The organism is Flavonifractor sp. An91, from assembly GCF_002159225.1.
In the GTDB taxonomy this organism is placed as follows: Bacteria; Bacillota; Clostridia; order Oscillospirales; family Oscillospiraceae; genus Flavonifractor; species Flavonifractor avicola.
The window spans coordinates 17,351-41,667 of record NZ_NFHA01000021.1 but is presented as its reverse complement, the minus strand read 5'-3'; the positions used below and the strand labels follow the sequence as shown (position 1 = coordinate 41,667).

The 24,317-nt window shown below is 62.8% G+C and carries 20 protein-coding genes, 3 tRNA genes and 1 riboswitch; of the genes, 9 read left to right on the top strand and 14 right to left on the bottom strand.

Features of this window, described 5'->3' with window-relative positions; all coding sequences use genetic code 11:
• The first annotated feature begins 104 nt into the window (after positions 1 to 104).
• Together B5G42_RS12090 and B5G42_RS12085 are read left to right on the top strand one after the other, a co-directional pair.
• The gene (locus tag B5G42_RS12090) at positions 105 to 1,439 is read left to right on the top strand and encodes a glucose-6-phosphate isomerase (protein WP_087270767.1); all 1,335 of its coding nucleotides are present in this window, start codon (positions 105 to 107) and stop codon (positions 1,437 to 1,439) included.
• 143 nt (positions 1,440 to 1,582) lie between these two features.
• Complete coding sequence (locus B5G42_RS12085) at positions 1,583 to 1,996, top strand: hypothetical protein (RefSeq protein WP_087270764.1); 414 nt, start codon at positions 1,583 to 1,585, stop codon at positions 1,994 to 1,996.
• A gap of 47 nt (positions 1,997 to 2,043) precedes the next feature.
• Here the strand turns inward: B5G42_RS12085 and pflB are convergent, their stop codons facing one another.
• The 6 genes from pflB to vanR form a co-directional block, all read right to left on the bottom strand.
• Complete coding sequence (gene pflB / locus B5G42_RS12080; RefSeq protein ID WP_087270761.1) at positions 2,044 to 4,287, bottom strand: formate C-acetyltransferase; 2,244 nt, start codon at positions 4,285 to 4,287, stop codon at positions 2,044 to 2,046.
• A 16-nt stretch (positions 4,288 to 4,303) separates the two neighbouring features.
• The gene (gene pflA, locus B5G42_RS12075; protein ID WP_087270758.1) at positions 4,304 to 5,026 is read right to left on the bottom strand and encodes a pyruvate formate-lyase-activating protein; all 723 of its coding nucleotides are present in this window, start codon (positions 5,024 to 5,026) and stop codon (positions 4,304 to 4,306) included.
• A gap of 48 nt (positions 5,027 to 5,074) precedes the next feature.
• Positions 5,075 to 5,156, bottom strand: a riboswitch (ZMP/ZTP riboswitch).
• 88 nt (positions 5,157 to 5,244) lie between these two features.
• Positions 5,245 to 5,320, bottom strand: a tRNA-Val gene (locus B5G42_RS12070).
• Between the two features lie 4 nt (positions 5,321 to 5,324).
• Positions 5,325 to 5,399: transfer RNA gene (locus B5G42_RS12065), tRNA-Glu, on the bottom strand.
• Between the two features lie 69 nt (positions 5,400 to 5,468).
• A tRNA-Met gene (locus tag B5G42_RS12060) sits at positions 5,469 to 5,545 on the bottom strand.
• Positions 5,546 to 5,781: 236 nt separating this feature from the next.
• Positions 5,782 to 6,474, bottom strand: coding sequence for a VanR-ABDEGLN family response regulator transcription factor (gene vanR, locus B5G42_RS12055; RefSeq protein ID WP_087270755.1), 693 nt, complete (start codon positions 6,472 to 6,474; stop codon positions 5,782 to 5,784).
• Positions 6,475 to 6,652: 178 nt separating this feature from the next.
• Here vanR and B5G42_RS12050 point away from each other — a divergent pair, with 178 nt between their 5' ends.
• The 4 genes from B5G42_RS12050 to B5G42_RS12035 are packed head-to-tail and all read left to right on the top strand — an operon-like array spanning position 6,653 to position 10,046.
• Entirely contained in the window at positions 6,653 to 7,138 is a 486-nt protein-coding gene (locus B5G42_RS12050) for a SprT-like domain-containing protein (RefSeq protein WP_087270753.1), read from the top strand.
• A gap of 6 nt (positions 7,139 to 7,144) precedes the next feature.
• Positions 7,145 to 8,209: a lysylphosphatidylglycerol synthase transmembrane domain-containing protein gene (locus tag B5G42_RS12045; RefSeq protein ID WP_087270750.1), complete on the top strand. Its 1,065-nt coding sequence runs from the start codon at positions 7,145 to 7,147 to the stop codon at positions 8,207 to 8,209.
• Complete coding sequence (locus tag B5G42_RS12040; protein ID WP_087270747.1) at positions 8,206 to 9,345, top strand: sensor histidine kinase; 1,140 nt, start codon at positions 8,206 to 8,208, stop codon at positions 9,343 to 9,345. The genes B5G42_RS12045 and B5G42_RS12040 overlap by 4 nt, the downstream gene beginning before the upstream one ends.
• A complete protein-coding gene (locus tag B5G42_RS12035; protein WP_087270744.1) occupies positions 9,342 to 10,046 on the top strand; it encodes a GNAT family N-acetyltransferase in 705 nt (234 codons plus the stop codon). Before B5G42_RS12040 ends, B5G42_RS12035 begins: the two co-directional genes overlap by 4 nt.
• 206 nt (positions 10,047 to 10,252) lie before the next feature.
• Here the strand turns inward: B5G42_RS12035 and lepB are convergent, their stop codons facing one another.
• The 5 genes from lepB to B5G42_RS12010 all read right to left on the bottom strand — a co-directional run bounded on the left by lepB (position 10,253) and on the right by B5G42_RS12010 (position 16,534).
• Complete coding sequence (gene lepB / locus B5G42_RS12030; RefSeq protein ID WP_087270741.1) at positions 10,253 to 10,861, bottom strand: signal peptidase I; 609 nt, start codon at positions 10,859 to 10,861, stop codon at positions 10,253 to 10,255.
• Positions 10,862 to 11,075: 214 nt separating this feature from the next.
• Positions 11,076 to 13,280, bottom strand: a complete 2,205-nt coding sequence (locus B5G42_RS18880) for an ATP-binding protein (protein WP_087270739.1) — start codon at positions 13,278 to 13,280, stop codon at positions 11,076 to 11,078.
• Positions 13,277 to 14,359, bottom strand: coding sequence for a metallophosphoesterase family protein (locus B5G42_RS12020; RefSeq protein WP_087270736.1), 1,083 nt, complete (start codon positions 14,357 to 14,359; stop codon positions 13,277 to 13,279). The genes B5G42_RS18880 and B5G42_RS12020 overlap by 4 nt, the downstream gene beginning before the upstream one ends.
• Before the next feature lie 111 nt (positions 14,360 to 14,470).
• Positions 14,471 to 15,253: a TIGR00282 family metallophosphoesterase gene (locus tag B5G42_RS12015; RefSeq protein WP_087270733.1), complete on the bottom strand. Its 783-nt coding sequence runs from the start codon at positions 15,251 to 15,253 to the stop codon at positions 14,471 to 14,473.
• A gap of 120 nt (positions 15,254 to 15,373) precedes the next feature.
• Complete coding sequence (locus B5G42_RS12010) at positions 15,374 to 16,534, bottom strand: stage II sporulation protein P (RefSeq protein ID WP_087270730.1); 1,161 nt, start codon at positions 16,532 to 16,534, stop codon at positions 15,374 to 15,376.
• Positions 16,535 to 16,729: 195 nt separating this feature from the next.
• Between B5G42_RS12010 and B5G42_RS12005 the strand changes: the two genes are divergently transcribed.
• The 3 genes from B5G42_RS12005 to B5G42_RS11995 all read left to right on the top strand — a co-directional run bounded on the left by B5G42_RS12005 (position 16,730) and on the right by B5G42_RS11995 (position 19,611).
• Complete coding sequence (locus B5G42_RS12005) at positions 16,730 to 17,197, top strand: MarR family winged helix-turn-helix transcriptional regulator (RefSeq protein ID WP_087270727.1); 468 nt, start codon at positions 16,730 to 16,732, stop codon at positions 17,195 to 17,197.
• Between the two features lie 24 nt (positions 17,198 to 17,221).
• Positions 17,222 to 18,094 carry a DegV family protein gene (locus B5G42_RS12000; RefSeq protein WP_087270724.1) on the top strand — a complete coding sequence of 291 codons (873 nt, stop codon included), beginning with the start codon at positions 17,222 to 17,224 and terminating at the stop codon, positions 18,092 to 18,094.
• Between the two features lie 191 nt (positions 18,095 to 18,285).
• The gene (locus B5G42_RS11995) at positions 18,286 to 19,611 is read left to right on the top strand and encodes a S1C family serine protease (RefSeq protein WP_087270722.1); all 1,326 of its coding nucleotides are present in this window, start codon (positions 18,286 to 18,288) and stop codon (positions 19,609 to 19,611) included.
• 350 nt (positions 19,612 to 19,961) lie between these two features.
• Here the strand turns inward: B5G42_RS11995 and B5G42_RS11990 are convergent, their stop codons facing one another.
• The 3 genes from B5G42_RS11990 to B5G42_RS11980 all read right to left on the bottom strand — a co-directional run bounded on the left by B5G42_RS11990 (position 19,962) and on the right by B5G42_RS11980 (position 24,302).
• The gene (locus tag B5G42_RS11990) at positions 19,962 to 21,695 is read right to left on the bottom strand and encodes a peptide ABC transporter substrate-binding protein (protein ID WP_087270719.1); all 1,734 of its coding nucleotides are present in this window, start codon (positions 21,693 to 21,695) and stop codon (positions 19,962 to 19,964) included.
• Between the two features lie 506 nt (positions 21,696 to 22,201).
• Positions 22,202 to 23,236 (bottom strand): ABC transporter ATP-binding protein, encoded by a 1,035-nt coding sequence (locus B5G42_RS11985; protein WP_087270717.1) that lies wholly within the window; start codon positions 23,234 to 23,236, stop codon positions 22,202 to 22,204.
• The gene (locus tag B5G42_RS11980; RefSeq protein ID WP_087270714.1) at positions 23,229 to 24,302 is read right to left on the bottom strand and encodes an ABC transporter ATP-binding protein; all 1,074 of its coding nucleotides are present in this window, start codon (positions 24,300 to 24,302) and stop codon (positions 23,229 to 23,231) included. The genes B5G42_RS11985 and B5G42_RS11980 overlap by 8 nt, the downstream gene beginning before the upstream one ends.
• Positions 24,303 to 24,317: the final 15 nt, after the last annotated feature.

The window sequence follows — 24,317 nt, the reverse complement described above, 5'->3', positions numbered from 1 at the left end:
TTCCGGGAATTGGCTTTTTCCTCTGGTCAAAGCCGGTCCCCGGGTGTATGATAAAGGCATCAGCCGATTCTGGCTTTGTGAAACATAAAAGGAGTGACGTCACCATGATTCAAATCGACACCTCCAACGCCCGTTCTTTCCTGCCCGACACTTGGCTCACCAGCCGTCTGGAGGCGCTGGAGAGCGCCCGGCAGAAGCTGGAGACCGGCAGCGGCGCCGGCGGCGGCTTTACCGGCTGGGTCCACCTGCCCCGGGACTATGATAAAGAAGAGTTTGCCCGCATCCAGGCGGCGGCGGAGCGCATCCGCGCTACCTCCCAGGCCCTGGTGGTCATCGGCATCGGCGGCTCCTATCTGGGCGCCCGGGCCGTGGTGGAACTGGTCAACTCTCCCAATTTCAACCTGACCCACAAGGACGGCCCCGCCATCTACTTCGCCGGCAACGGCCTGTCCACCGACGCCATGCTGGAGGTGATGGACCTCATCAAGGATAAGGACTGGTCCATCAACGTGATCTCCAAGTCCGGCACCACCACCGAGCCCGCCGTGGCCTTCCGTATCTTCAAGAATCTGCTGGAGGAGAAGTACGGCAAGGAGGAGGCCCGCAAGCGCATTTATGCCACCACCGACGCCCACAAGGGCGCTCTGAAGGGCCTGGCCGACGCCGAGGGCTACGAGGAGTTCGTGGTGCCCGACGCCATCGGCGGCCGCTACAGCGTGCTCACCGCCGTGGGCCTGCTGCCCATCGCCTGCGCCGGTGTGGACATTGCTGCCCTGATGGAGGGCGCCCGGGAGGAGATGGAGACCCTGGCTGTGCCCGGCGAGGCCAACCCCGCCTGGCAGCACGCTGCCGCCCGCCACGCCCTGTATACTGCCGGCAAAAAGGTGGAGATCCTGGTGGGCTACGAGCCCTCCTTCCGGTTCTTCGGCGAGTGGTGGAAGCAGCTCTTCGGCGAGAGCGAGGGCAAGGACGGCAAGGGCCTGTTCCCCGCCAGCGTGGAGTTCACCGCCGACCTGCACTCCATGGGCCAGTACATCCAGCAGGGCGAGCGCCTCATGCTGGAGACCGTGGTGCGTTTTGAGAATAGTAACGGCCCCGCCATCACCATCCCCCACGATCCCGACAACGTGGACGGACTCAACTTCCTGGCGGGCAAGGACCTGTCCTTCGTGGCTGAGCAGGCCATGCGGGGCACCCTGCTGGCCCATGTGGACGGCGGCGTGCCCAACCTGATGGTCACCGCTCCCGGCCGCTGCGCCAAGAGCGTGGGCGCGCTGATCTACTTCTTTGAGTACGTCTGCGGCCTTACCGGCTACCTGATGGACATCAACCCCTTCAACCAGCCCGGCGTGGAGGCGTATAAAAACAATATGTACGCCCTGCTGGGTAAGCCTGGTTACGAAGATAAAAAGGCGGAGCTGGAGGCCCGGCTGGGCTAACAGTAAACCTGACGGTCACCCAGGGGTGGCCTGTGGGAATTTTTTGTGAACTTGAGCAAATCAGTTGCAATCCCACGGTAAAAATGGTAACATAAATGCACCAGGCCGGGGTGGTCCCGGCGGACTAAGAAGGAGTGATAACTATGGTGAGAGTGATCATGGGGGTCAAGGGCACCGGTAAGACCAAGCAGATGATCGAGCTCATTAACTCCGCTGTTCACAGCGAGAATGGCAACGTCGTTTGCATTGAGCGCGGCCCCAAGCTGACCTATGACATTCACTATAAGATTCGCCTGGTTGAGGCCAGCCACTTTGATGTCTGCAACTTCGATTTTATGAAGGGCTTCATCAGCGGCCTCTATGCCGGCAACTACGATATTACCCATGTGTTCATCGACAGCCTGACCAAGATCGTGTCCGCCGACGCCACCGATCACGCGGTGGAGGAGTTCCTGGACTGGCTGAACAGCTTCTCCGAGAAGAACAACATCAAGTTCACCGTCACCATCAGCGCCGACGAGTCTCTGGCTACCGAAGGCATCAAGAAGTACTTCTAAGCAACAAAAACCGCCCTGCTTCGGCAGGGCGGTTTTTTTATATCCTGTTACATCTGCTCGTGGAAGGTGCGCTTGATGACCTCCAGCTGCTGCTCCCGGCTCAGTCGGGAGAAGTTCACCGCGTAGCCCGACACCCGGATGGTAAGGGTGGGGTACTGTTCGGGATGCTCCATGGCGTCCACCAGCAGCTGCCGGTTCATGACGTTGACGTTCAGGTGGTGGGCTCCCTGGAGGAAATAGCCGTCCAGAATATGCACCAGGTTGTCCACCCGCTCCCCCTGGCTCTTGCCCAGGGCGGAGGGCACGATGGAGAAGGTGTTGGACACGCCGTCCTGGCACACCGCCCGGTAGGGGATCTTGGCCACCGAGTTGAGGGAGGCCAGAGCGCCGCTCTTGTCCCGGCCGTGCATAGGGTTGGCGCCGGGGGCAAAGGGCTCCCCCGCCTTCCGGCCGTCGGGGGTGGCACCCGTCTTTTTGCCGTACATCACGTTGGAGGTGATGGTGAGCGCGGACAGGGTATGGATGGCGTTCCGGTACAGGGGGTGCTTTTTCAGTTCGGCGGAGAAATAGGACACCAGCTCCACGGCGATGTCGTCCACCCGGTCGTCGTCGTTGCCGTACTTGGGAAAGTCCCCCTCCACCGCAAAGTCCACGGCGATGCCGTTCTCATTGCGGATGGGGCGCACCTTGGCGAACTTGATGGCGGACAGGGAGTCGGCGGCAATGGACAGCCCCGCCACGCCGAAGGCGGCCAGCCGCTCCACCAGGGTGTCGTGGAGGGCCATCTGGCTGCTTTCGTAGGCGTACTTGTCGTGCATATAGTGGATGATGTTGATGGTATCCACATAGAGCTCCGCCACATAAGACAGCACCTTTTTATAGTTGCCCAGCACCTTGGGATAGTCCAGCACCTCGTCGGTGTCCAGCTGGATATCGGGCACCACTTTGATGCCCTTCTTCTCGTCCACGCCGCCGTTGATGGCGTACAGCAGGCTCTTGGCCAGGTTGGCCCGGGCCCCGAAGAACTGCATCTGCTTGCCCACCGCCATGGCGGAGACACAGCAGGCGATGCAGTAGTCGTCGCCGTACATGGGCCGCATAAGCTCGTCGCTCTCATACTGGATGGAGTCGGTGTCGATGCTCATTTTGGCGCAGTAGTCCTTGAAGCCCTGGGGCAGATGGGGGCTCCACAGCACCGTCAGGTTGGGCTCGGGGGCGGTGCCCAGGTTGGTGAGGGTATGGAGCATCCGGAAGGAGTTCTTGGTCACCAGGGTGCGGCCGTCCACCCCCATGCCGCCGATGGACTCGGTGACCCAGGTGGGGTCGCCGCCGAAGAGCTCGTTGTACTCCGGGGTACGCAGGTGGCGCACCAGCCGCAGCTTGATGACGAACTGGTCGATAAGCTCCTGGGCCCCCTGCTCGTCCAGCACGCCGTTGTCCAGGTCCCGCTGGATGTAGATGTCCAGGAAGGTGGACACCCGGCCCAGAGAGGTGGCGGCGCCGTTGTTCTCCTTGATGCCCGCCAGATAGGCCAGATACAGGTTCTGCACCGCCTCGTGGGCGTTCTCCGCCGGGCGGGTGATGTCGCAGCCGTACTTGGCGGCCATGGAGGCCATTTGCTCCAGGGCACGGATCTGCATCTGGACCTCCTCCCGCAGGCGGATGCGCTCGTCGGTCATGGGGCCGTCGATGCGGTCCAGGTCGGCCTGCTTCTCCTCGATGAGGAAGTCGGTGCCGTACAGGGGCACCCGGCGGTAGTCGCCCACGATGCGGCCCCGGCCGTAGGCGTCGGGCAGGCCGGTGAGCAGGCCCGCCGTTCGGGCCAGGCGGGTGCGCTTGGGGTAGGCGTCAAACACGCCTTCGTTGTGGGTCTTGCGGTAGAGGCGGAAGTGGCGCTCGATCTCCGGGTTGAGCTGGTAGCCGTACTGCTCCAGGGCGGAGGTGGCGTTGCGGATGCCGCCGAAGGGGTTGACGATGCGCTTGAGGGGGGCGTCGGTCTGGAGGCCCACGATGACCTCGTTCTCCTGATCAATGTAGCCGGGGGCGAAGTTGTCGATGCCGGAGACGGCGTTTGTCTCCACATCAATGATCCCCTTCTTCACCTCCTCGATGATGAGGGCCTCGGCTTTTTTCCACACTGCCGCCGTTTTTGTGGAAACAGGGGCCAGAAAATCCCCATTTCCCAAATACGGAGTGTAATTCTTCTGAATAAAATTACGGACGTTCACCAAATGCCGCCACTCGCCGGTGCGAAACCCCTGCCAGGCGGTGCAATTTACATCAATGCTCATATGACGACTCCTTTTCTCAGGCCTGAACGCAGGTGCGGTTCAGGCGTTTGTTCCATTGCTCCAGGGCCGCCCCGTCCATGGGGGGCACCCCCTCCAAAGGATAGGGCAGACCCAGGGACGCGTATTTGTGGACGCCCAGGGTGTGGTAGGGCAGCAGCTCCACCCGCTGGATGTGCTTCAGCCCCTTCAGATAGGCCTCCAGCCCGGCAAGGTGGGGCTCCCCGTCGGTGAGGCCGGGCACCACCACATGGCGGACCCAGAGGGGGACGGCAGCCTGCTGGGCCTGCTCCAGGAAGCGGTCAAAGGCCGCCATGGAACTGCCGGTGACCTGCCGCCAGCCCTCCGGGTCATAGTGCTTCACGTCCAGCAGGATCAGGTCGGTGTGGGCCAGGATGGCCCCGTATTCCCCCAGGCCGCTCCCCGCCGTGTCCAGGCAGGTGTGGATGCCCGCCTCGTGGCACAGCGCCAGGCACTGGGCCAGAAACTCCGGCTGGAGCAGGGGCTCCCCGCCGGAGAAGGTGACCCCGCCGGTGCTGCCGTAGTAGGGCTTGAAGCGGACCAGCCGCTCCACCAGCTGCCGGGGTGTGACGGTCTCTGCCGCTCCTTCCGCCGCCCAGGTGTCCGGGTTGTGGCAGTAGCGGCAGCGCAGGGCGCAGCCCTGCAGAAAGACCACCGTGCGGATGCCGGGGCCGTCCACCAGCCCCATGGATTCCAGGGAGTGGACCCTCCCCTGTGTCATAGGGAACCATACCTCCTTTTTGCATGAAGAAAAGCCGACAGTCCGGGCTTCTCTCGCCCAGACGGTCGGCTTTTTACTATCATACTCCATGTGGTAGGCTCCACATTATCCGTCAGTCATATGATATTATTTTTATAGCATGAGCATCCCCGCTTTGTCAAGCGGACGGACTTCTGCAAACAAAACAAAAAAGACATCCAAACGGATGTCTTTTTTGGTGGTGGAGACGACAGAACTCGAATCTGTGACCCCTTGCGTGTGAAGCAAGTGCTCTACCGGCTGAGCTACGCCTCCATATTGGTGACCCGTACGAGACTCGAACTCGTGTTACCGCCGTGAAAGGGCGGTGTCTTAACCACTTGACCAACGGGCCATGTTGCCCAAGCGGGCCGAACGCTCGGAAAAGGGACCCCAAAAGACGGCACGTGCCGTCTTTTGGGTCTGGTAGCGGCACCTGGATTTGAACCGGGGACACTACGGGTATGAACCGTATGCTCTAGCCACCTGAGCTATGCCGCCATTTGCACCCGGACGAACAGGGCAAGAGATAGTATATCCGAAGTGTCCCATTTTGTCAACAGCTTTTTCGCAATTTTTTCAAAAAATTTCAGACGGGGGTTTTTAGTCGATCTTGTAGCCTACACAAGCGCGGGGACTTCCTGCGGGAAGTCCGGCGCAGAGCGCCAAGCCGCGCTCGCGGGCGGGAACCAGTTCCCCCCGCGGGCCCCCCTCCGCTCTCCGAGGGGACGGAGGATTCAGTCAATCTTGTATCCCACGCCCCATACCGTTTTAATGAATCTGGGATTCCGGGATGGCTCGCCCATTTTCTCCCGCAGGCGGCGGATATGGACCATGACGGTGTTGTTCCGGTCCAGGTACTTCTCCCCCCACACGCTCTCAAAGAGCCGCTCGGCCGAGATGACCTGCCCCCGGTTCTCCGCCAGCATCCACAGGATGTCAAACTCGATGGGGGTGAGGTTAAGCTCCTTGTCGTACAAGGTGCACTCATGGGTGGCCCGGTTGATGACCAGGCCGTTGAAATCCAGAATATCCCGGCTGTCCCCCTTGTCCGCCTCGTTGTAGCGGGTATACCGGCGCAGCTGGGCCTTTACCCGGGCCATCAGCTCCAGGGGGTTGAAGGGCTTGGTGATATAGTCGTCCGCCCCAATGGTCAGCCCGGTGATCTTGTCCATGTCCTCCGCTTTGGCGGTGAGCATAAGCACCGGGAAATGGTGGTCCTTGCGGATCTCTCCGCACAGGGTAAAGCCGCTGATATCGGGGAGCATCACGTCCAGGATGGCCAGGTCCACCGACCGGCTGTTCACCACCGCCAGGGCCTGGGTACCGGTGTTGCACTTGTAGACGGTGCAGCCCTCACTCTGCAAATATACCTCCACCAGATCGGCGATCTCGGGCTCGTCGTCCACCACCAGAATGTTGGCCTCCATAGCCATCCCTCCTTCTGTCACGATTATACCGGTCCGGCCGTATTTTCGTCAAGCCGGCGGAAAAAATGTAATAAAATCATAAGATGGGCCTGGCCGGAGCGCCGGTGGTGACTTTTGCCTCCATTGGTGGTACAATATAAGCCTACAATTCTGATTCTTCCAGAGAGAGGGCTGTTCCATGCACGACGCAGATACATTGCTGGCCCGGGTGGTCGCCCAGGCCAAGGCCCTGGGCATCCCGGTCTCTCCCCATATCCTCCCCCAGGTACGCCTCAACCGCCGGGCGGTGACCCGGTTCGGCTGCTGCATCCGGCAGGCCGACGGCACTTACCGCATTGAGCTGGCCCAGCGGCTGCTGGAGGCCCCGGAGGAGGCCTGCCTCCAGACCCTGGCCCACGAGGTGCTCCACACCTGCCCCGGCTGCCGGGACCACGGCGTCCGGTGGAAGGCCTACGCCGGGCAGATGAACGCCGCCTACGGCTATACCATCTCCCGCACCGGCACCTGTGACCAGCTGGGGGTGGAGGATATCCGTCCCATCCGCCATCTGGTGGTGTGTACCAAGTGCGGCCGGCAGTTCCCCCGCGCCCGCCGCTCCCCCCTGGTGGCCCACCCGGAGCGCTACCGCTGCGCCTGCGGCGGCACTCTGCGCCGGGCGTATTAGAATGGAGTGAAAACTACGAAAAAGCACAGTAAGGCCGCCCTGTTCAACCGCATCTTTTCCATCGCGGGCCTGAGCATCGGCGGTATCATTCTCATTGCTCTCATCATCCATGTAAAGCACACCATGGACCTGCAAACTCTGGTGGCCCAGGTACAGCCCGGCTGGCTGCTGCTGGCCGCCCTGTGCATCCCCTTCAGCGAGAGCGTGGACGCCATCCTGTTCTACGGCATGGGCAAGGCCGCCGGCTGCCCCATGAAGCTGACCGGCTGCTTTGACGCGGCCTATATCGGGGAATTTTACTACAAGCTGGGCCCCGCCGGTGCTCCCATCCAGCTCAAGCTGATGTACGACGCCGGGATGTCCGCCACCTACACCGCCTCCATCTACACCTGGAAGGCGGTGGCCAACACCATGGTGTACACCGGCTATGCCGTGGCCGCCCTGGCCTATGAGCTGATCTGGCGAAAGGCCAGCCTGGGAGCCGCCGTGGCCGGCGCCGGAGTGCTCATTGCCCTCTACCTCTTCCTGTGCGGCCTGGCGGTCTTTACCGCCATCCGTCCCGCCCCCATCCAGCGGCTCATCCGCCGCATCCTCACCTTCCTGTCCCGGCACTGGAAGGTGATGGCCAAGGAGGGCATGGTGGACAAGGGCATGAACAAGGTGGATGAGTTCTGCCGGCAGCTGAGGGCTTTCCAGGGCAACAAACGGCTGCTGGTCTGGCTGTACGCCGGGATGTTCGTGGAGCTTACCGCCCTGTTCTCCATCCCCTTCTTCCTCTATCGGGGGCTGGGACTCACCGGCTTCTCCTTTTGGGAGCTGGTGATGGTACAGTGTCTGGTGATGGTGCTCTCCCGCATCATCATGCTGCCCGGCAACGCCGGCGGCGCGGAGGGCAGCTTCTATCTGTTCATGGGCCCCATCTTCGGGGAACATCTGGCAGTAGGTATGGTGCTGTGGCGGTTCGCCTCCTTCCTGGAGGTGCTGCTGCTGGGCGGCGCCTGGTCGGTGGGCCGGTTCGCCAAGCGCTCCGCCGCCCGCCGCCACGCCCAGGAAAAGGAGGGGCCCGCATGAAGGGAAAATACACCCGCCTCAAACTGAAAATGCTGCTGGTGGTCATTGTGGGCACCCTCATCGCCGGAGCCGCCGGCATCTTCCTGCTGGAGGTGGTGGTGGACGGGGTGCTTCAGGACCCCTTCGCCCGGTTCTTCCTGTGGGCGGCCCAGACCCTCTTCGGCCAGAGCCCGGAGGATGCCGCCCACCTCTATCAGATCCTGATCCGGGACAACAAGCAGGAGATCCTCACCATCTGTATTATGGTGCTGATGCTTGTCGCCTTCTACCTGGCCATGGGCCGGTTCACCCACTGGCTGGAGGACATCCGGGCGGCCACCCGCCGCCTGGTGGAGGAGCGGGAGGACCCGGTGGTCCTTCCCCGGGAGCTCTCCCCCATCCAGGACGACCTGAACGCCATCCGCCGCCAGCTGGCCGCCCGGGAGCGGGCCGCCCAGGAGGCGGAGCAGCGCCGGGGAGATCTGGTGGCCTTTCTGGCCCACGACCTCAAGACTCCCCTTACATCCGTGGTAGGCTATCTGACCCTGCTCCACGATGACCCCGGCCTGGCTCCGGAGCAGCGGGCCAAATTTACCGGCATCGCTCTGGACAAGGCCCTGCGGCTGGAGGAGCTGCTGGGGGAATTTTTCGACATCACCAAAATGGATCTGGACAGCGGAGCGGGGGAGAAGGTGCCCATCCAGCTGTCCATGCTGCTGGAGCAGCTGGCCGACGAATTCTACCCCCTCTTTGCCGAAAAGAACCTGACCTGCGTGGCCGACATCCAGCCCCACCTGGTGGTGCGGGGGGACCCGGACAAGCTGGCCCGGGTATTCGACAACGTGCTGCGCAACGCGGTGAGCTACTCCATCCCCGGGGGCACGGTGGATGTGGTGGCCAGGGCCATGGGCTCCTACACAGAGATCACCATTCAGGACGAAGGGCTGGAGATCCCCGAGGGGGAGCTGGCCAACATCTTTGAGAAATTCTACCGGCTGGACGCCGCCCGCTCCACCCGCACCGGCGGGGCGGGGCTGGGTCTGGCCATCGCCAAGGAGATCGTGGAGCTCCACGGCGGCTCCATCCGCTGCGAAAGCAACGGCAAGCTGACCAGCTTCATCATCTCCCTGCCGCTGTACCGAGGAGGAAAGACATGACACAGAAAGAGACCGCCCTGGCCCGGCTGTCGGGCAACCGGCTTTTGTACATCGATATGCTGGAGGTGCTCCGCCGGGGAACCGCCCAGATCCGCCGGGCAGGACCCGACGGGGTGCTGCTCTACGATCCCCCCAGCGAGGTGTGGTTCCTGGACGCGGAAACCCCCGCCGCCCTGGATGAGATGCTCCCCATGCTGGATGGGTGTGTCATCCTCACCGGCCATCAGATGTGGTACAAGGATAAACTGGCCGCCCACTTCGGCTTTCAGACCGAACAGATCTGCCGCCAGTCGGCCTGGCTGGCCCCCCAGCCGCCGGTAGTCCCCTCTTTTGATGGAGAGCTCCGGTGGCTGGACCGCAGCTGGGCGGTGTGGACGGAGGAGCACTACAGCCACTCCTTCGGCGGAGTTTCCTACATGGAGGACGCCATCGACCGGGGGATGCTGGGGGCCTTTGTGGACGGGCAGCCCGCCGGGTTTATCGCCACCCACATCGAGGGCTCCATGGGGATGCTGGAGGTGCTGCCGGAGTATCGCCGCCGGGGCATTGGAGAGGCCCTGCTGCTGGCCATGACCGCCTCCTGTCTGGAGCGAGGGATATACCCCTACGGGCAGGTGTGGGCGGACAACGCCCCCTCCCTGGCCCTCCAGCGCAAGGTGGGCATGACCCTGTCGGAGGAGCTGCTGTTCTGGCTGTTCTGACAGATGCAAAAAGAGCCTGTTGCAAAATGCGCAGCTCGTACAAAGACCCGTCATTCCGAGAAAAACGGCCGCCCGGTGGGCGGCCGTTTTTCGTGGGAATCCGCCCCTTTTGCCGGGGAAACGGATTGCCACGCCAGTGTGCGCACTGGCTCGCAATGACAGGTTTGTGCAAAACAGCTATTTTGCAACAGGCCCTTTTTCTGCATTTATGCCTCCGTGCCGTGGGCGATGGGCCCGAAATCCTGGAAGGGCAGGATCACCCACAGGGCCCGGCCCAGCACATACCGCTCGTCCACCGTGCCCAGGGTCACATCCCGGCTGTCGGAGGAGTGGTTGCGGTTGTCGCCCATGACGAAGATGGAACCCTCGGGCACCACCACGTCGGTGAGGGTCTCCCCGCCGGGCTGGCGCATGACCTCCTCCGGATTGATATAGGGCTCGTCCAGCACCTCGCCGTCCACGGTAACGGTGCCCGCGTCGTAGTCGATGACCACGTGCTGACCGCCGGTGGCGATGACCCGCTTGACGATGGGGCCCTCGGAGGCGTCAAATTCCTTGGTGAGCACCACTACGTCTCCCTGCTTGGGGGTATAACCGATGCTCTGTAACAGCAGCAGGTCCCCGTCGTGGAGGGTGGGATACATGGAGGAGCCCACCACGCCGATGATGCGCCCCACAAAGGTGAAGATGAGAATCAGGGCCACCAGCACCATCACCAGGGCCTGTAACCAGAAGTAGAGGTCCACCTTCAGGGCGTCCTTCCCCTCCAGCTCCTGCTCCTGGGTCTTTTCTTTTGCCAATGCCATCAGCTCCATATGCTTGGAATATGCCACATTATAGAGCTTGCCGAAAAGGTCTTTTCGGCAAGCTCAGCACTTTTTGAAGGTTCAAAAAGTGTTTGACTGGACGCGAAAGACAACCCTGACGGTTTTCTTTCACACTATCTTTCCCTCCGAATCCTTTAGCCGGAGCGATTTTTGATAGATTGATTATAGTAGCAATTTCCCCCGATTGCAAGGGAAATTCGCGTCAGCGGCCCTCCTGCCAGGCTCTTTCCCGGCTGTGGCAGGTGAAGAGCAGGATCTGCCGCTCCTCCCCCAGCTCCTCCAGGCACTCCAGCGCCAGGGCCATGCGGCTGTCGTCGAAGTTGGCCAGGGCATCGTCCAGCACCAGGGGACAGGGTTCCTCCTGAGGCAGCACCAGCTTGCAGGCCGCCAACCGCACCGCCAGATAGAGCTGGTCCGCCGTTCCCTGGGACAGGGCCAGGGCCCGCCGGGGCTGGAGGCCGCCGGCCTCCTCGGCCAGAGCCTCAAACTGCCGGGTGAGGGACACCTTGTCGTACTTGCCGCCGGTGAGCTTGGCCAGATAGTCCCCCGCCAGATGGTTGAGGGCGGGGGAGAACCGGGCCTGAAGGCCGGCGTGGGCGGCGTCCAGGGCCTTGAGGGCAATCTCCAGCGCGGCGTACTCGGTCTGCCGCCGCTCCAGCTCCTCCCGGGCCTCCTCCTGACGCAGCTCCAGCTCCGCCGGATCGCCCAGGGTGTTCAGCTCGCCCTGGGCCATGGCCAGGCCGCTGCGGAGCCGGGACAGCTCCCCCTCCGCCGCGTTGAGCCGGGCCGCCGTCCCGGCTGGGTCAAACCGGGGCTCCACCCCGGGGTCGGCCGCCACCGGCTCGGGCCGGGGCAGGCTGGCGGCCAGCTTTTCCGCCCCCTCCAGCTTCACCTGGGCGGTGGCCAGCCGCTCCTCCAGCTGGAGGGCACGGGAAATGGCCGCCGACACGCCAAAGGTATCCTTCACCGTGGGGGCAAAGGGGTGGACCAGCTCCAGCAGGGCCTTGCGGGTGCTCTCGTCCTGGGCCAGCAGGGCGTCCAGAGCCTGCTGGGCCTCCTCCCGCTGTTTGGCGGCCTGTCCGGCCACCACACAGGCCTCCCGGTAGGCGCTGGCCCGGGTGAGGATATCCTGGGGGTCCTCCGCCTCATAGCGCTCCAGCAGCTCCGCCGCCAGAGTCCCGGCCCGCTTTTTCCGCAGGGCGGCGGACACAAACAGGCTCACGCCCGCCACGGCCAGCACGCCGCAGGCAGCGCCGCCCATCCACAGGGCAGGCAGCACGCCGGTAAAGGCCAGCACCAGCGACCCGGCGGCCAGCGCCAGGGCAACGGCGCCCCCGGCATACAGTCCGCCGCAGCGGGGCACCTCCCCCGCCGCCTGGGCGTCCTCGCTGGCCTGCTCCCAGGCCTGGTCGGGGGTCATGTCGGGGAACAGGGGGTCCACCGCGGCGGCGGCAGCTTCCGCCTCCTGGGCCTTGGCCTGCTCCAACCGCTCCTCCGCCTGCTTGCGGCTGGTGTGGAGGGCGTTGAGCTGGTTCAGCTCCCCCTGGGCCTTTTGCAGAGTGGCCTTGTCGGGAGGCGTGCCATAGCGGTTAAGTTCCGCTTCGATGGTGTCCACCTGTCCCCTGGCCGTCTCCAGAGCGCTCTGGGCCTCCTCCCACCGCTGACGGCGGGCAGCCATAGCCCGGGCCAGGTGGGCGTCCCGCTCGGCCTGGAGGCGCTTGTGCTCGGTCTGGAGCTTGTCCATCTCCCGGCGGGCCTCCTGGGCCAGCCGGAAGGCCTTGGCCTGACGGCCCGCGATCTCGTCGTTGCCGGCCAGCTCCTCCTCCAGCTTGGGGATGAGTCCGGTCTTGTTGTGCTTGCGGCGGTTGAGCCAGTCCCGCAGGCGGCGTTCCACCTGGGAGTAGGACACGTCCTCCTCCCCACTGGAGGCCAGGGCGGCGATACGGGCCTCCAGGGCGGGTGCGCCGTCAATAGCCGCCCCGCCCTGGCCCACAAAGGCGGAGCGCTCAAAGACCTCTCTGGGCGCGCCGATGAGGGTCTCTCCCACATTGTCGGCGGTAAGGAAGCCCACCGGCTCTCCGGTGTCGGTATACACCGCCTCAAACTTGCCGAAGGGGGTGTTGCCCTTGGGGCCACGGCGAAGGGTGATCTGCTCTCCCTTCCACTCCAGCTCCACCACGCCCTCCATGGCTCCGCCGTTCCAGGGCTGGTAGCGGTTCTTTTCGGCGATGTAGCCCTGCTTGTCCCGCTCCTTAGTATTGATGCCGTAGAGCATGGCCCGCAGGAAGGCCGACCAGGTGGACTTGCCCCCCTCGTTGGGGGCCTCGATGATATTCAGCCCCTCCTTCAGCTCCAGCTCCCGGTGGTCCAGGCCGCCGAAGGTGGCTTTCATACGAATGATTTTCATGGGCAGGGGTCCTCCCCGTTTTCCAGCGCCGCCAACGCAAACCTGGCGGCCAGTTCAGCCTCCGGCCCGCCCTGGGCCTTCAGCTGGCGCAGGACCAGGCCGGTGAGGGAGTCCTCCCCCGCCCGCTCCCACAGGTCCCGCATCTGTCTGGTGTGGTCCCGGATGGTGACGCTGTAGTAGTATGGTTGGGCCTGGGCGGTGAGAGCCGCCAGGTCGGGCGGCCCAAAGGACCGCTGGCCGGTGAGCAGGATACGGCAACAGTCGCCGCAGGGCTCCGCCGGCAGCACCTCCTCCAGCACCTGAGCGGCGGTATCCGCCCCGGTGACGTCGGCCTCCACGATCTCATACCGCCGGCCGGCCAGGGGTACGAACCGGGCGGTGACATCGCTGGGGTCGTCCCCCACGGTGACCACCAGCACGCCCTTGTCCCCCGTCTCGTCAAAGCCCCGGCCCTCGGGGCAGCCGGGGTAGGCCCACCAGGTATCCCCCGCCTTCTGCAAGCCGGAGCAGGCGTGGATATGGCCCAGGGCCAGGTAGGTCAGGCCGCTGGCGGCGATGTCGGCGGGGTCGATGGGGCCATAGCGGCCCTTGCCGTCCACGTCGCCGTGGAGGGCCATCAGGTGGATGCCCCCGTCTCTGGGGGCGGTAAAGCCCATGAGGGGAGAGCGGTCGGCCTGGGGGGTGGTGAAGGCCGCCCCGTGGACGGTGCAGCCCAGCTCCGGCAGGGCCACCGACTCCACCGACACGGTGGAGAAGATATGTACGTTGTCAGGCCAGGCGGTGTTGGCGTACACCGACCGGGGACCGTAGCAGTCGTGGTTGCCCGGGGCGATGAACACCGGGGCCTGGATCTGGCCCAGGGTGCGGGAGAGGGCCTCCACCGTCTCCTGGTAGGTCTGGCTGGAGTCCAGCAGATCGCCGGAGAGGAGCACCAGGTCGGCCCTCACCTCCTGGGCCAGATCGGCCAGCCGGTCCAGCAGCTGCCGCTGCTCCTCCCGCCGCTGCCTGGCCTTGTCGGGGGGCAGGGCGGCAAAGGGGGCGTCCAGATGAAAGTCCGCCCCGTGAATGATGGTTAACATGGTTTTGTGTTCCTTTCCAACAGGATTCCAAAGGGTGTACAGACACCCCCTCATCCGTCCGGCCTGAGGCCGGCCACCTTCCCCCCTGAGGGGGGAAGGTCACAGGGGCGATCAGTCACGAACATCCAGTCGCTCCACACCCACGCACTTGCGTGCGTCGGTGTCGATGGAGAAGAGGACGCTCTCCAGCTTGCAGGGCCCGTCCGCCTGCTCAAACCGCCGGGGCAGTCCCCCCAGGAAGCGGTTGATGGCCTGGTCGGGCCGGATGCCCAGCACGCTGCGGGCGGGGCCGGTCATGCCCAGGTCGGTGACGAAGCCCAGCCCCTTGGGAAGCACCTGGGTGTCGGCTGTGGGCACATGGGTGTGGGTACCCCACAGGGCCTGGACTCGTCCGTCCAGGTAGTAGCCCATGGCGCCCTTCTCGCTGGTGGCCTCGGCGTGGAAGTCCACCAGCACCACGTCCACTCCCTCCATCCGCTTCAAAACCTTGTCGGCGGTGGTGAAGGGGTTTTCAAAGTTGCTGTCCATCTCGCACCGGCCGATGAGGTTCATCACGCCGATCCGCAGGCCCTTGGGGCCGTCGTACACCCCCCAGCCCCGGCCGGGCACCCGGTTGGTGTAGTTGGCGGGCCGCAGGGTATAGCGGTCGTCCTCCAGAAAGTCGGCGATCTGGATGCGGTTCCAGGTGTGGTTGCCCAAAGTGATCACGTCGGCCCCGGCGTCGAAGATGTCCCGGGCCTGCCGGGGCAGAATGCCCACGCCGGAGGCGTTCTCCCCGTTGACCACAGTGAAGTGGACCTCATGGAGCTTCTTCAGGCTGCGGAGGTGACGGTTCAGGTACTCCACGCCGCTCTCCCCCACCACATCGCCTACCGCCAGCACGTTTAAGATCATAGTCTGCCTCCCTCTGTGTTTTTACGCAGTGGTTCTATTATATGTGATTTTTCGGAAAAGGGCAATTCTTCTTTGCCGGCTGGAGACGCAAAAAAGCACGCCCGAGAGCGTGCTTTTTTGTCATTGCTCCTTCAGGCCCAGCAGCACCTGACCGGCGGAGCGGGCGAAGAGCCGGGCGGCGGACAAGGCCTCCTGGAGGGTGTTGCCGTGGGTGCCCACCTCCACCAGCAGGGAGCCGGTGGACAGCTCCTGGTTATAGCTGGAGGAGCGGAAGGTCATGGGCCGGGCCAGGGTGGGATAGAGGATGTTCATGCTGCTCTGGAGCTTGCAGGCCAGGGCCAGATTCTCCATCCAGTGGGGGTTGCTGCCGTCCTGACCATGGCCGATGACCAGCATCACCTGGGCGGTATCCACCCCGTCGATGACCGTCACCGCCTTGTACACCGTGCCGTCCTCCCCCGCCAGGGCGTCCCGGTGGACGTCCAGCACAATCTTGATGGAGGGATACTGCTCCAGATACTTCTGCACCGTCTGGGCGGAGCGGGTATAGGCCCCGTTGTACTGGGGATAGTCGTGGACGGTGCGGTCGTGAATGACCGACAGACCCATCTCGGTGAACACCCGCTCCATCTCGTCTCCCACCCGCAGCATATTGTCCTCCTCCTCCAGGGTGCGGGCCACCCCGCCGTCGGGGGTATACACGTCGGTGCCGTCTGGGGTGTATGCCTCGGTGGTGTGGGTATGGATGATAAGGATCTGGGGTCCCTCGGCGGGCAGGGTGATGTTCACAGACGCCTGGGCCGCCGCCGCCAGATCCACGCTCTCCCCGGTGCGGTTATAGAGATACAGGCCACCCGCCACGTCATAGCCCTCCGGGCTGGTGGGGATCAGGGTGCGGGCGATGATATCCGAAGGCGCGGTAGTAGTCTGAGGCTCCTCCACCAGGTCGTCGTGATCCTGAGCAGGCTGTCCCGCCGGCAGTTGTATTTCCTCCGGCACCTCTTGTCCCAGATGCTGGGCCACCGCCTCCTGATTGCCTGCCAGCAACAGGGACTGGCCCACCGCCAGCCGGTCCCAGCCGTCCAGTTTGTCCAGGGTGTCGCCCCCTGTCTTGCCCAGTTCCGCCGCCAGAGCAGTGGACACAAAGGCCCCGCTCTCCCCCAGGCTTTGGAGCGCCCCCGCCCCGCCGCCGCATAACAGCAGCAGCCACACCGCCAGGGTGGCCAGGAACAAAGCGGCACTCCGGCGGAACAGTCGTTTCCATAAGATCGGCCCTTTCATATCGCACCATCCTCATCTGTAATATGGGATCCTTTCGGTCCCTTCTACCCTATGCGCCCATTCCTCCGGGTATGCCTTGTCCCAAATCTCACCGGCGGTGGAAATTATTTTGACTGTCAAAGGATTCCCTTGACATTTTTCTACAATCCGGTATAATTCAGTTGCGAAACAAGCCACGCAGAAGGGAGGCCCTCAGTGGAGTATTCCAGCGAAATCATCAACCATTTTCTTTCCGACGTCTTTGGCGACATCCTGAAGCGGGAGGAAGCCACCCTGGCGGCAGGGGACCTGTCCCTGCGGGAGGTACAGCTCATTGACGCCATCTGCCGCACCGTGGACGAGGGGGGCGACAACCGCTCCACCGCCATTGCCTCCGCCCGGCAGATGCCGGCGGGTACCCTGACCTGCGCCGTTGGTATGCTGGAGAAGAAGGGCTATCTGGTCCGCCGCCGGGACGAGAAGGACCGGCGGGCGGTGCGCCTGCTGCCCACCCAGCTGGGCCGGGCCGCCAGTGAGCGGCACCGGGCCTTTCACCGCCGTCTGACCGACCGGATGCTGTCCGCCCTGACCGATCAGGAGGCCTCCGCCCTGGCGCGGGGTATGGAAAAACTGACCGCTTTCTTCCGCGGCGGAGCTCAGGCTCCGGCGGAACCACAACCATAAAGATCTGATGAAGTGAGGTACGTTATGAGTAAGATCGCCATTGCCACCGACAGCAACAGCGGCATCACCCAGGCTCAGGGCAAGGAACTGGGTATTTTTGTTCTGCCCATGCCTTTTTATATCAACGACGAGCTCTTCCTGGAGGATATCACCCTTTCTCAGGAGCAGTTCTATGAGCGTCTGGCCCAGGACGCCGATGTCAAGACCACCCAGCCCTCCCCCGGCGACGTCACCGATCTGTGGGATAAGATCCTGCAGGACTATGACCAGATCGTGTACATCCCCATGTCCAGCGGCCTGAGCAGCTCCTGCGAGACCGCCATGATGCTGGCCCAGGACTACGAGGGCAAGGTATTTGTGGTCAACAACCAGCGCATCTCGGTGACCCAGCGCCAGTCAGTGCTGGACGCCCTGGAAATGGCCCAGGCCGGCAAGTCCGCCCAGGAGATCCACGACTATCTGGAGCGCACTAAGTTTGACTCCGATATCTACATCACCGTGGACACCCTGAAGTACCTGAAAAAGGGCGGCCGCTGCACCCCCGCCGCCGCCGCCCTGGGCGCGGTGCTGGGCATCAAGCCGGTGCTGCGGATCAAGGGGGAGAAGCTGGACTCCTTCGCCAAGGTCCGGGGCTGGAAGGCCGCCAAAAAGGCCATGATCGATGCCATCCACAACACCATGGAGACCGAGTTCGCCGGTCTCTCCGGGCCAGAGCAGCTCCACATCGCTGCCGCCTACACCGGCGACCGGGCCGACGCCCAGGAGTGGCTGGAAGAGCTGGAGGCCATTTTCCCCGGTTATCCCATCCATATGGACCCGCTGTCCCTGTCGGTGGCCTGCCATATCGGCCCCGGCGCCCGGGCTGTTACCGTAACAAAAGCGCTGGAAAAAGGATGATATCGCTTAAAAAGGGACGCAAATGCGTCCCTTTTTCCTGTTATTTGCCCTTTTCTGACACAAACCTGCCATCGATGGGAACAATTTAAAAATCATGCACATTTTCTTCACAGTTCCGCCACAATTACAGGGTATTCTAAGACTCGTTCAAAGGAAACCGCAAAATCCGCTGGTAAAGGAGAGACCCGTTTATGTATTACAGTGATTATAACCGGCCCCCCGAGGACCGCGACCCCGTCATAGAGACCAATCAGTTTCATGTGTATGACGCCGTACCCCCCAAGGAAAAGAAGAAGGGCGGCTTTGGTAAGTTCATTGCCGTCGGCCTGTGCTGCGCCATCATCGGCGGCGCGGTGGGCGGCGGCGGCGTGTGGGCTGTCAACCGCTTCGGCAGCAACTCTACCACCATTTACGAGGGCACCCGTCCCACCGCCGTGTCCCTGGCCAACGTGGACGGCAAGACCGTCCTCTCCGCCGAAGAGGTGTACGCCTCCAACCTGGAGTCGGTGGTGGGCGTCAACGGCAACGTGACCACCAACGTGTGGGGCCAGACCGTTAAAAACGCCGTGTCCGGTTCCGGTTTCGTCATCAGCTCCAATGACACCGCCAGCTACATCCTTACCAACTACCATGTCATCAACGGCGTCAGCGACATCACCGTATTCTTCTCCGACGGAAAGAGCTATGACGCCACCCTGGTGGGCGGCGAGGAAGAGAACGACATCGCCGTGCTGAAGATTGACCAGGGCAACCTGCGGCCCGTGGTACTGGGCGACTCGGACGCCATCAATGTGGGCGAGGATGTGTACGCCATCGGCAACCCTCTGGGTGAATTGACCTTCACCTTCACCGGCGGCTACGTCTCCGCCAAGGACCGCTCGGTCACCATGAGCGACGGCACCGTCATGAACATGATCCAGACCGACACCGCCATCAACTCCGGCAACTCCGGCGGCCCCCTCTTTGACAAGTACGGCCAGGTGGTGGGCATTGTGTCCGCCAAGCTGTCCTCCAGCTCCAGCTCCGAGGCCTCTGTAGAGGGTCTGGGCTTCGCCATTCCCATCAACGATGTGAAGGACATGGTCACCTCCATTATGGAGAACGGCTACGTCACCGGCAAGCCCAACGTGGGCGTGCTCATCAACGCCGTGGATGAAAGCGTTCAGCGCTACGGCGTGCCTGCCGGCGTGGAGATCATGGCCATCCTGGACGGCTCCTGCGCCCAGAAAGCCGGCCTCCAGGTAGGCGACATCATCACCGCTGTGGGTGACACCCAGGTATCTACCGAGACCCAGCTCCAGAGCGCTGTGAAGGATTACAAGGCGGGAGCGTCCGTCACCTTCACCATCTACCGGGACGGCAACACCTCCACCGTCAATGTAACCCTGGATGAGGACAACCAGGAGCGGCAGGACGCCATGAATCAGCTGAGCGAGGAGTACAACAGCCAGCAGCAGCAATCCCAACCCCAGCAGGGCGGCAATTACTACTACAACTTCCCCTTCGGCAACTGGTAAGCATCTGAGCAAAGACCCCCGGCGCACTGGGCATCCCAGTGCGCCGGGGGTTTTCGTTCCATCGGTAAGGCCGCACCGGAGTGAGGGCGTGTGTTTTGCAGCGCAGCGGTAATGATATCCCCTGGCAAACGGGCGGGTGCGGACATCGCCCCTACAGAGCGGCGCTTTTCATCCGCAGGGACCATGTCCTCACCGGCCCGCCGTTCCTTGCCGTGGATCGCCGGCGGGGGTAAACCGCCGTCCTACTCAGCGCGAAACATTGGACGTCCACAAGCCCTACGCTAGAGCTGTAAAGTCCAGCAAAAACCGGGCGGAGCCAAATGGCTCCGCCCGGTTTGTTTGGCTGAAAATCAGCCCTGGGTGCAGTGGTCGAAGAAGAAGTAGCCCAGAGGAGTATAGTACATACCCTGGATGCCGTCGGCCAGCATATACTTCTGAGTGTAGAAGTACAGGGGGCACAGAGCATAATCCTGACCCATGATGATGTCCTCGGCCTCGTGCATCAGCTGCATACGCTCAGCAGGATCGGTAGAAGCCTTGGCAGCCTGGATCTTGGCGTCATACTCCTCGTTGGAGTACTGAGCGTCGTTGTTGCCGCCGCCGGTGAGCCACATATCCAGGAAGGACATAGGATCGTTGTAGTCGGCGATCCAGCCGTTACGGGCGATGGAGTAATCGCCGTCCTTACGGGTCTGCAGGAAGGTGGCCCACTCCTGGTTGTTCAGGGTGACGGTCACGCCCAGCTGGGTCTGCCACATATTCTGCAGAGCCTCGGCAACAGCCTTGTGGGAGTCGTCGGTGTTGTACAGGTACTCAACAACAGGGAAGCCCTCGCCGTTGGGGTAGCCAGCCTCGGCCAGCAGAGCACGGGCCTCCTCGCAGTTGGCCTCGTAGTCAGCGTCGGTGGGCTTGTAGTAGTCGCCGCCCACGGTGCGGAAGTCGTCGCCGGTAGCGCCGGCAGCGTCGTAAACACCAGCGGGCACGAAGCCGCCGGCCTCGACCTGACCGGTCTGGGTGATCTCGTTCACGATGTAGGTACGGTCAATGGCCAGAGTGAAGGCCTTGCGGACGCGAGGATCGTCGAAGGGGGCCTTCTGGGTCTGGTAGCAAACATAGTAGGTGCCGATGTAGTCCACGATCTTCAGGTCGCCGGAAGCCATCAGGCCGGCGATCTCGTCGGTGGGCATGGACTCGATGAAGTCCAGCTCGCCGGTCTTGAAGCCGTTCAGCATGGCGTTGTTGTCTTCCATCAGCTTAAAGGTGATCTTCTTGGGACCCAGGGTATCCACATTGTAGTAGTACTCGTTGGGCTCCATGACGATCTCGGAGTTGGTCACACGGTTGGTCATCTTGTAAGCGCCGTTGGACACATAGGTAGCGGGATCGTAGGTCCACTGAGCGTTGCTCACGATGTCCTCACGCACGGGGAAGGTGGCGGGGAAGGCGCAGATCTCAGTGAAGTAGGGCAGGTCGGAGGTGATGGTGACCTCGAAGGTCTTGTCATCCACAGCCTTGACGCCCAGCTCGCTGGGCTCCTTCTCGCCGTTCATGATGGCGTTGGCGTTGACCACGCAGTCGATCATGTAGCTGTAGTCAGCAGCGGTCTCGGGGTTGACCAGGCGCTGCCAGGAGAACACGAAGTCCTGAGCGGTAACGTCCTTACCGTCGGACCACTTGATGCCGTCGCGCAGGTGGAAGGTATAGGTGACGGTGCCGTCCTCGTTGGGAGTCTTCTCATAGGACTCAGCCTGGCCGTAGCCCAGCTGAGCGTTGGTGCAGGTACCGTCGGAACCGGCGGTCTCGCTGCCGGAATCCTCCCAGCGCATCAGGCCCTCAAACATATGGCTGATCATGATGGCGCCGTCGACCGCGCTGTTCAGAGCGGGATCAATGGACTGGGGCTCAGAAGCGATGTTGACAGTCATCTCAAAAGCGTCGCCGGAAGGAGCTTCGCTGCTGGGAGTGCCGCTGTTCTGAGCGTCAGGAGTCTCGTTGCTGTTGCTGGTGCCGCCGCCGCAGCCGGCCAGCAGACCGAACACGAGGGCCCCGGACAGAAGCAGAGAGACAAGCTTTCTCTTTTTCATGGTTGGACCTCCATCTTTCTCATTTTTGTATCAATAACGCCTTGGGGCGCGATACACATGGGGATGGTCATCGGCGCCCGCAGTGCGGGCGCCGAAAGGCCATGGCCTTTCGCACGTTAAAGTAACGCAAAGACATTATACCACAGGTCAGGTACAGGTGTAAAGAAAATGTTTCGAAATTGTTACGAACTCTCCAGTTTATTTCTATCTGGTTCCGAAAAAAGGCGGCAATCTGCCGCCTTTTTCCAATTTTCGCTTGAGCGCCCTTACTGCGCGGGCCCGGCTTTCGCTTACCCCAGCAGGTGGCAGGCCCATTCGCCCAATCAGCCCAGCAGGTGACAGGCGGCGTAGTGGCCGGGAGAATGTTGCCCACCCGGCCCAGGCCGGGCGGGTACCCCATTTCCTTTCATCTGCTCGGGCGAAGTGAATTCGCCCGGCATCAAGGTTTTGGGCACAGCCCAAAACGCTTGGACGCCGCAATGCGGCGGCAGGCCCATTCGCCCGTCTTAGCCCAGCAGGTGACAGGCGGCGTAGTGGCCGGGCGAATGCTCCTTGAACTGAGGCACGCACTCCTTGCACTTCTCGGTGGCGTAGGGGCAGCGGGTATGGAACCGGCAGCCCGTAGGCGGATTCATGGGGGAGGGGATATCGCCCTGGAGCACGATACGCTGACGGGTCCGGCTCACCTCGGGATCGGGCACCGGCACCGCGGACAGCAGGGTCTTGGTGTAGGGGTGGATGGGATGCTTGTTCAGCTCGTAGCTCTCAGCCAGCTCCACCATGGTACCCAGATACATCACGCCGATGCGGTTGGAGATGTGACGCACCACGGACAGGTCATGGGCGATGAACAGATAGGTCAGGCCCAGATCCTGCTGCATATCCTCCAGCATATTCACCACCTGGGACTGGATGGACACGTCCAGGGCGGAGATAGGCTCGTCACACACGATGAATTCGGGGCGCACCGCCAGGGCGCGGGCGATGCCCACGCGCTGCTGCTGGCCGCCGGAGAACTCATGGGGATAGCGGTTGGCGTGCTCGGTGTTCAGACCCACCCGGGCAAGCAGCTCCTTGATGCGGTCGGTGCGGTCCTTCTTGTTGGGGCACAGCTTGTGGATATCCAGGGCCTCACCAATGATCTCGCCCACCGTCATACGGGGGTCCAGAGAGGCGGAGGGGTCCTGGAAGATGATCTGCATCTTCCGCCGGTAGGGCAGCATATTGACTGCCTTGGGCTTGGGAGTCTTGACGTGGATCAGCTGGCCGTTCTCGTCCTTCTGCCAGGGGTCCTCACCCTCAAAGATGGTCTCGCCGTCATAGACGATCTTGCCGGACGTGGGGGGATGGAGCTGGAGGATGGTACGGCCCAGGGTGGTCTTGCCGCAGCCGGACTCGCCCACCAGGCCCAGGGTCTCGCCCCGCTTGATGAACAGGGACACATCCTCCACGGCCTGGACGCCGGGGCCCTTCAGGCCCTTGACGCCAAAGTATTTCTTCAGGTGGTCTACCTGAACGAGGATATCATTCTTCTCACTCATGGTCGCCCGCCTCCTTGTTCTCGGTCTCCTGCGCGGGCTTGGCGTCCGCCTGGCCGGCCTTCTCCTTGGCCATCTGCTCCTGCACCCGCAGCCAGCAGGCGGAGCGGTGGTTGTCGCCCAGCTCCACATAGGGGGGCATCTTCTGCAGGCAGATCTTCATGGCGTATTCACACCGGGGAGCGAAGGGGCAGCCCTCGGGAGGATTGAGCATATCCACGGGGGTACCCTCGATGGGGATGAGGCGCTCGTAGCTCTCGGCGTCCACACGGGGCATGGACCGCAGCAGGCCCATGGTGTAGGGGTGGCCGGGCTTGTAGAAGATGTCGTCCACGGGGCCCTGCTCCACCATCTTGCCGGCGTACATGACGCTGACCTTGTCGCAGATCTCAGCCACCACGCCCAGGTTATGGGTGATGAAGATGATGCCCATGTGGGTCTTCTTCTGCAGCTCCTTCATGAGCTCCAGGATCTGAGCCTGGATGGTCACGTCCAGAGCGGTGGTGGGCTCATCGGCGATGAGCAGCTGGGGATGGCAGATCAGACCCATGGCGATCATGACGCGCTGACGCATACCGCCGGACAGCTCATGGGGATACTGCTTCATCCGCTTTTCCACGTTGTTGATGCCCACCATCTCCAGCATCTCCATGGCCCGCTTGGCGGCCTCCTCCTTGGAGACCTTCTTGTCGTGGGCCTTGAGGGCCTCGATGAGCTGGTTGCCGATGGTGTACACGGGGTTCAGGCAGGTCATGGGGTTCTGGAAAATCATGGCCACCTTGTTGCCGCGCAGGTCGATCATCTCTTCCTTGCTCTTGGCCAGCACGTCCTCGCCCTCCAGGGTGATGGAACCGCCCACCACCTTGCCGGGGGACTGGAGCAGGCCGATGATGGAGTAGGCCTCCACGCTCTTGCCGGAGCCGGACTCGCCCACGATGCCCATGACTTCGTCATAGTTCAGGTCATAGCTGATGCCGCCCACAGCCTTGACTTCGCCGGCGGGGGTAAAGAAGGAGACGTGGAGATCCTTCACTTCCAGCAGCTTGCCGGTTTTCTGTTTTTCTTCCATGGTGTCTCCTCCTTT

What these genes read in the sequence shown, in the direction of transcription:
- B5G42_RS12090 (WP_087270767.1), top strand. Translation starts at nt 105, where the DNA reads ATGATTCAAATCGACACCTCCAACGCCCGTTCTTTCCTGCCCGACACT.
- B5G42_RS12085 (WP_087270764.1), top strand. Translation starts at nt 1,583, where the DNA reads ATGGTGAGAGTGATCATGGGGGTCAAGGGCACCGGTAAGACCAAGCAG.
- pflB (WP_087270761.1), bottom strand. Translation starts at nt 4,287, where the DNA reads ATGAGCATTGATGTAAATTGCACCGCCTGGCAGGGGTTTCGCACCGGC.
- pflA (WP_087270758.1), bottom strand. Translation starts at nt 5,026, where the DNA reads ATGACACAGGGGAGGGTCCACTCCCTGGAATCCATGGGGCTGGTGGAC.
- vanR (WP_087270755.1), bottom strand. Translation starts at nt 6,474, where the DNA reads ATGGAGGCCAACATTCTGGTGGTGGACGACGAGCCCGAGATCGCCGAT.
- B5G42_RS12050 (WP_087270753.1), top strand. Translation starts at nt 6,653, where the DNA reads ATGCACGACGCAGATACATTGCTGGCCCGGGTGGTCGCCCAGGCCAAG.
- B5G42_RS12040 (WP_087270747.1), top strand. Translation starts at nt 8,206, where the DNA reads ATGAAGGGAAAATACACCCGCCTCAAACTGAAAATGCTGCTGGTGGTC.
- B5G42_RS12035 (WP_087270744.1), top strand. Translation starts at nt 9,342, where the DNA reads ATGACACAGAAAGAGACCGCCCTGGCCCGGCTGTCGGGCAACCGGCTT.
- lepB (WP_087270741.1), bottom strand. Translation starts at nt 10,861, where the DNA reads ATGGAGCTGATGGCATTGGCAAAAGAAAAGACCCAGGAGCAGGAGCTG.
- B5G42_RS18880 (WP_087270739.1), bottom strand. Translation starts at nt 13,280, where the DNA reads ATGAAAATCATTCGTATGAAAGCCACCTTCGGCGGCCTGGACCACCGG.
- B5G42_RS12020 (WP_087270736.1), bottom strand. Translation starts at nt 14,359, where the DNA reads ATGTTAACCATCATTCACGGGGCGGACTTTCATCTGGACGCCCCCTTT.
- B5G42_RS12015 (WP_087270733.1), bottom strand. Translation starts at nt 15,253, where the DNA reads ATGATCTTAAACGTGCTGGCGGTAGGCGATGTGGTGGGGGAGAGCGGC.
- B5G42_RS12010 (WP_087270730.1), bottom strand. Translation starts at nt 16,534, where the DNA reads ATGAAAGGGCCGATCTTATGGAAACGACTGTTCCGCCGGAGTGCCGCT.
- B5G42_RS12000 (WP_087270724.1), top strand. Translation starts at nt 17,222, where the DNA reads ATGAGTAAGATCGCCATTGCCACCGACAGCAACAGCGGCATCACCCAG.
- B5G42_RS11995 (WP_087270722.1), top strand. Translation starts at nt 18,286, where the DNA reads ATGTATTACAGTGATTATAACCGGCCCCCCGAGGACCGCGACCCCGTC.
- B5G42_RS11990 (WP_087270719.1), bottom strand. Translation starts at nt 21,695, where the DNA reads ATGAAAAAGAGAAAGCTTGTCTCTCTGCTTCTGTCCGGGGCCCTCGTG.
- B5G42_RS11985 (WP_087270717.1), bottom strand. Translation starts at nt 23,236, where the DNA reads ATGAGTGAGAAGAATGATATCCTCGTTCAGGTAGACCACCTGAAGAAA.
- B5G42_RS11980 (WP_087270714.1), bottom strand. Translation starts at nt 24,302, where the DNA reads ATGGAAGAAAAACAGAAAACCGGCAAGCTGCTGGAAGTGAAGGATCTC.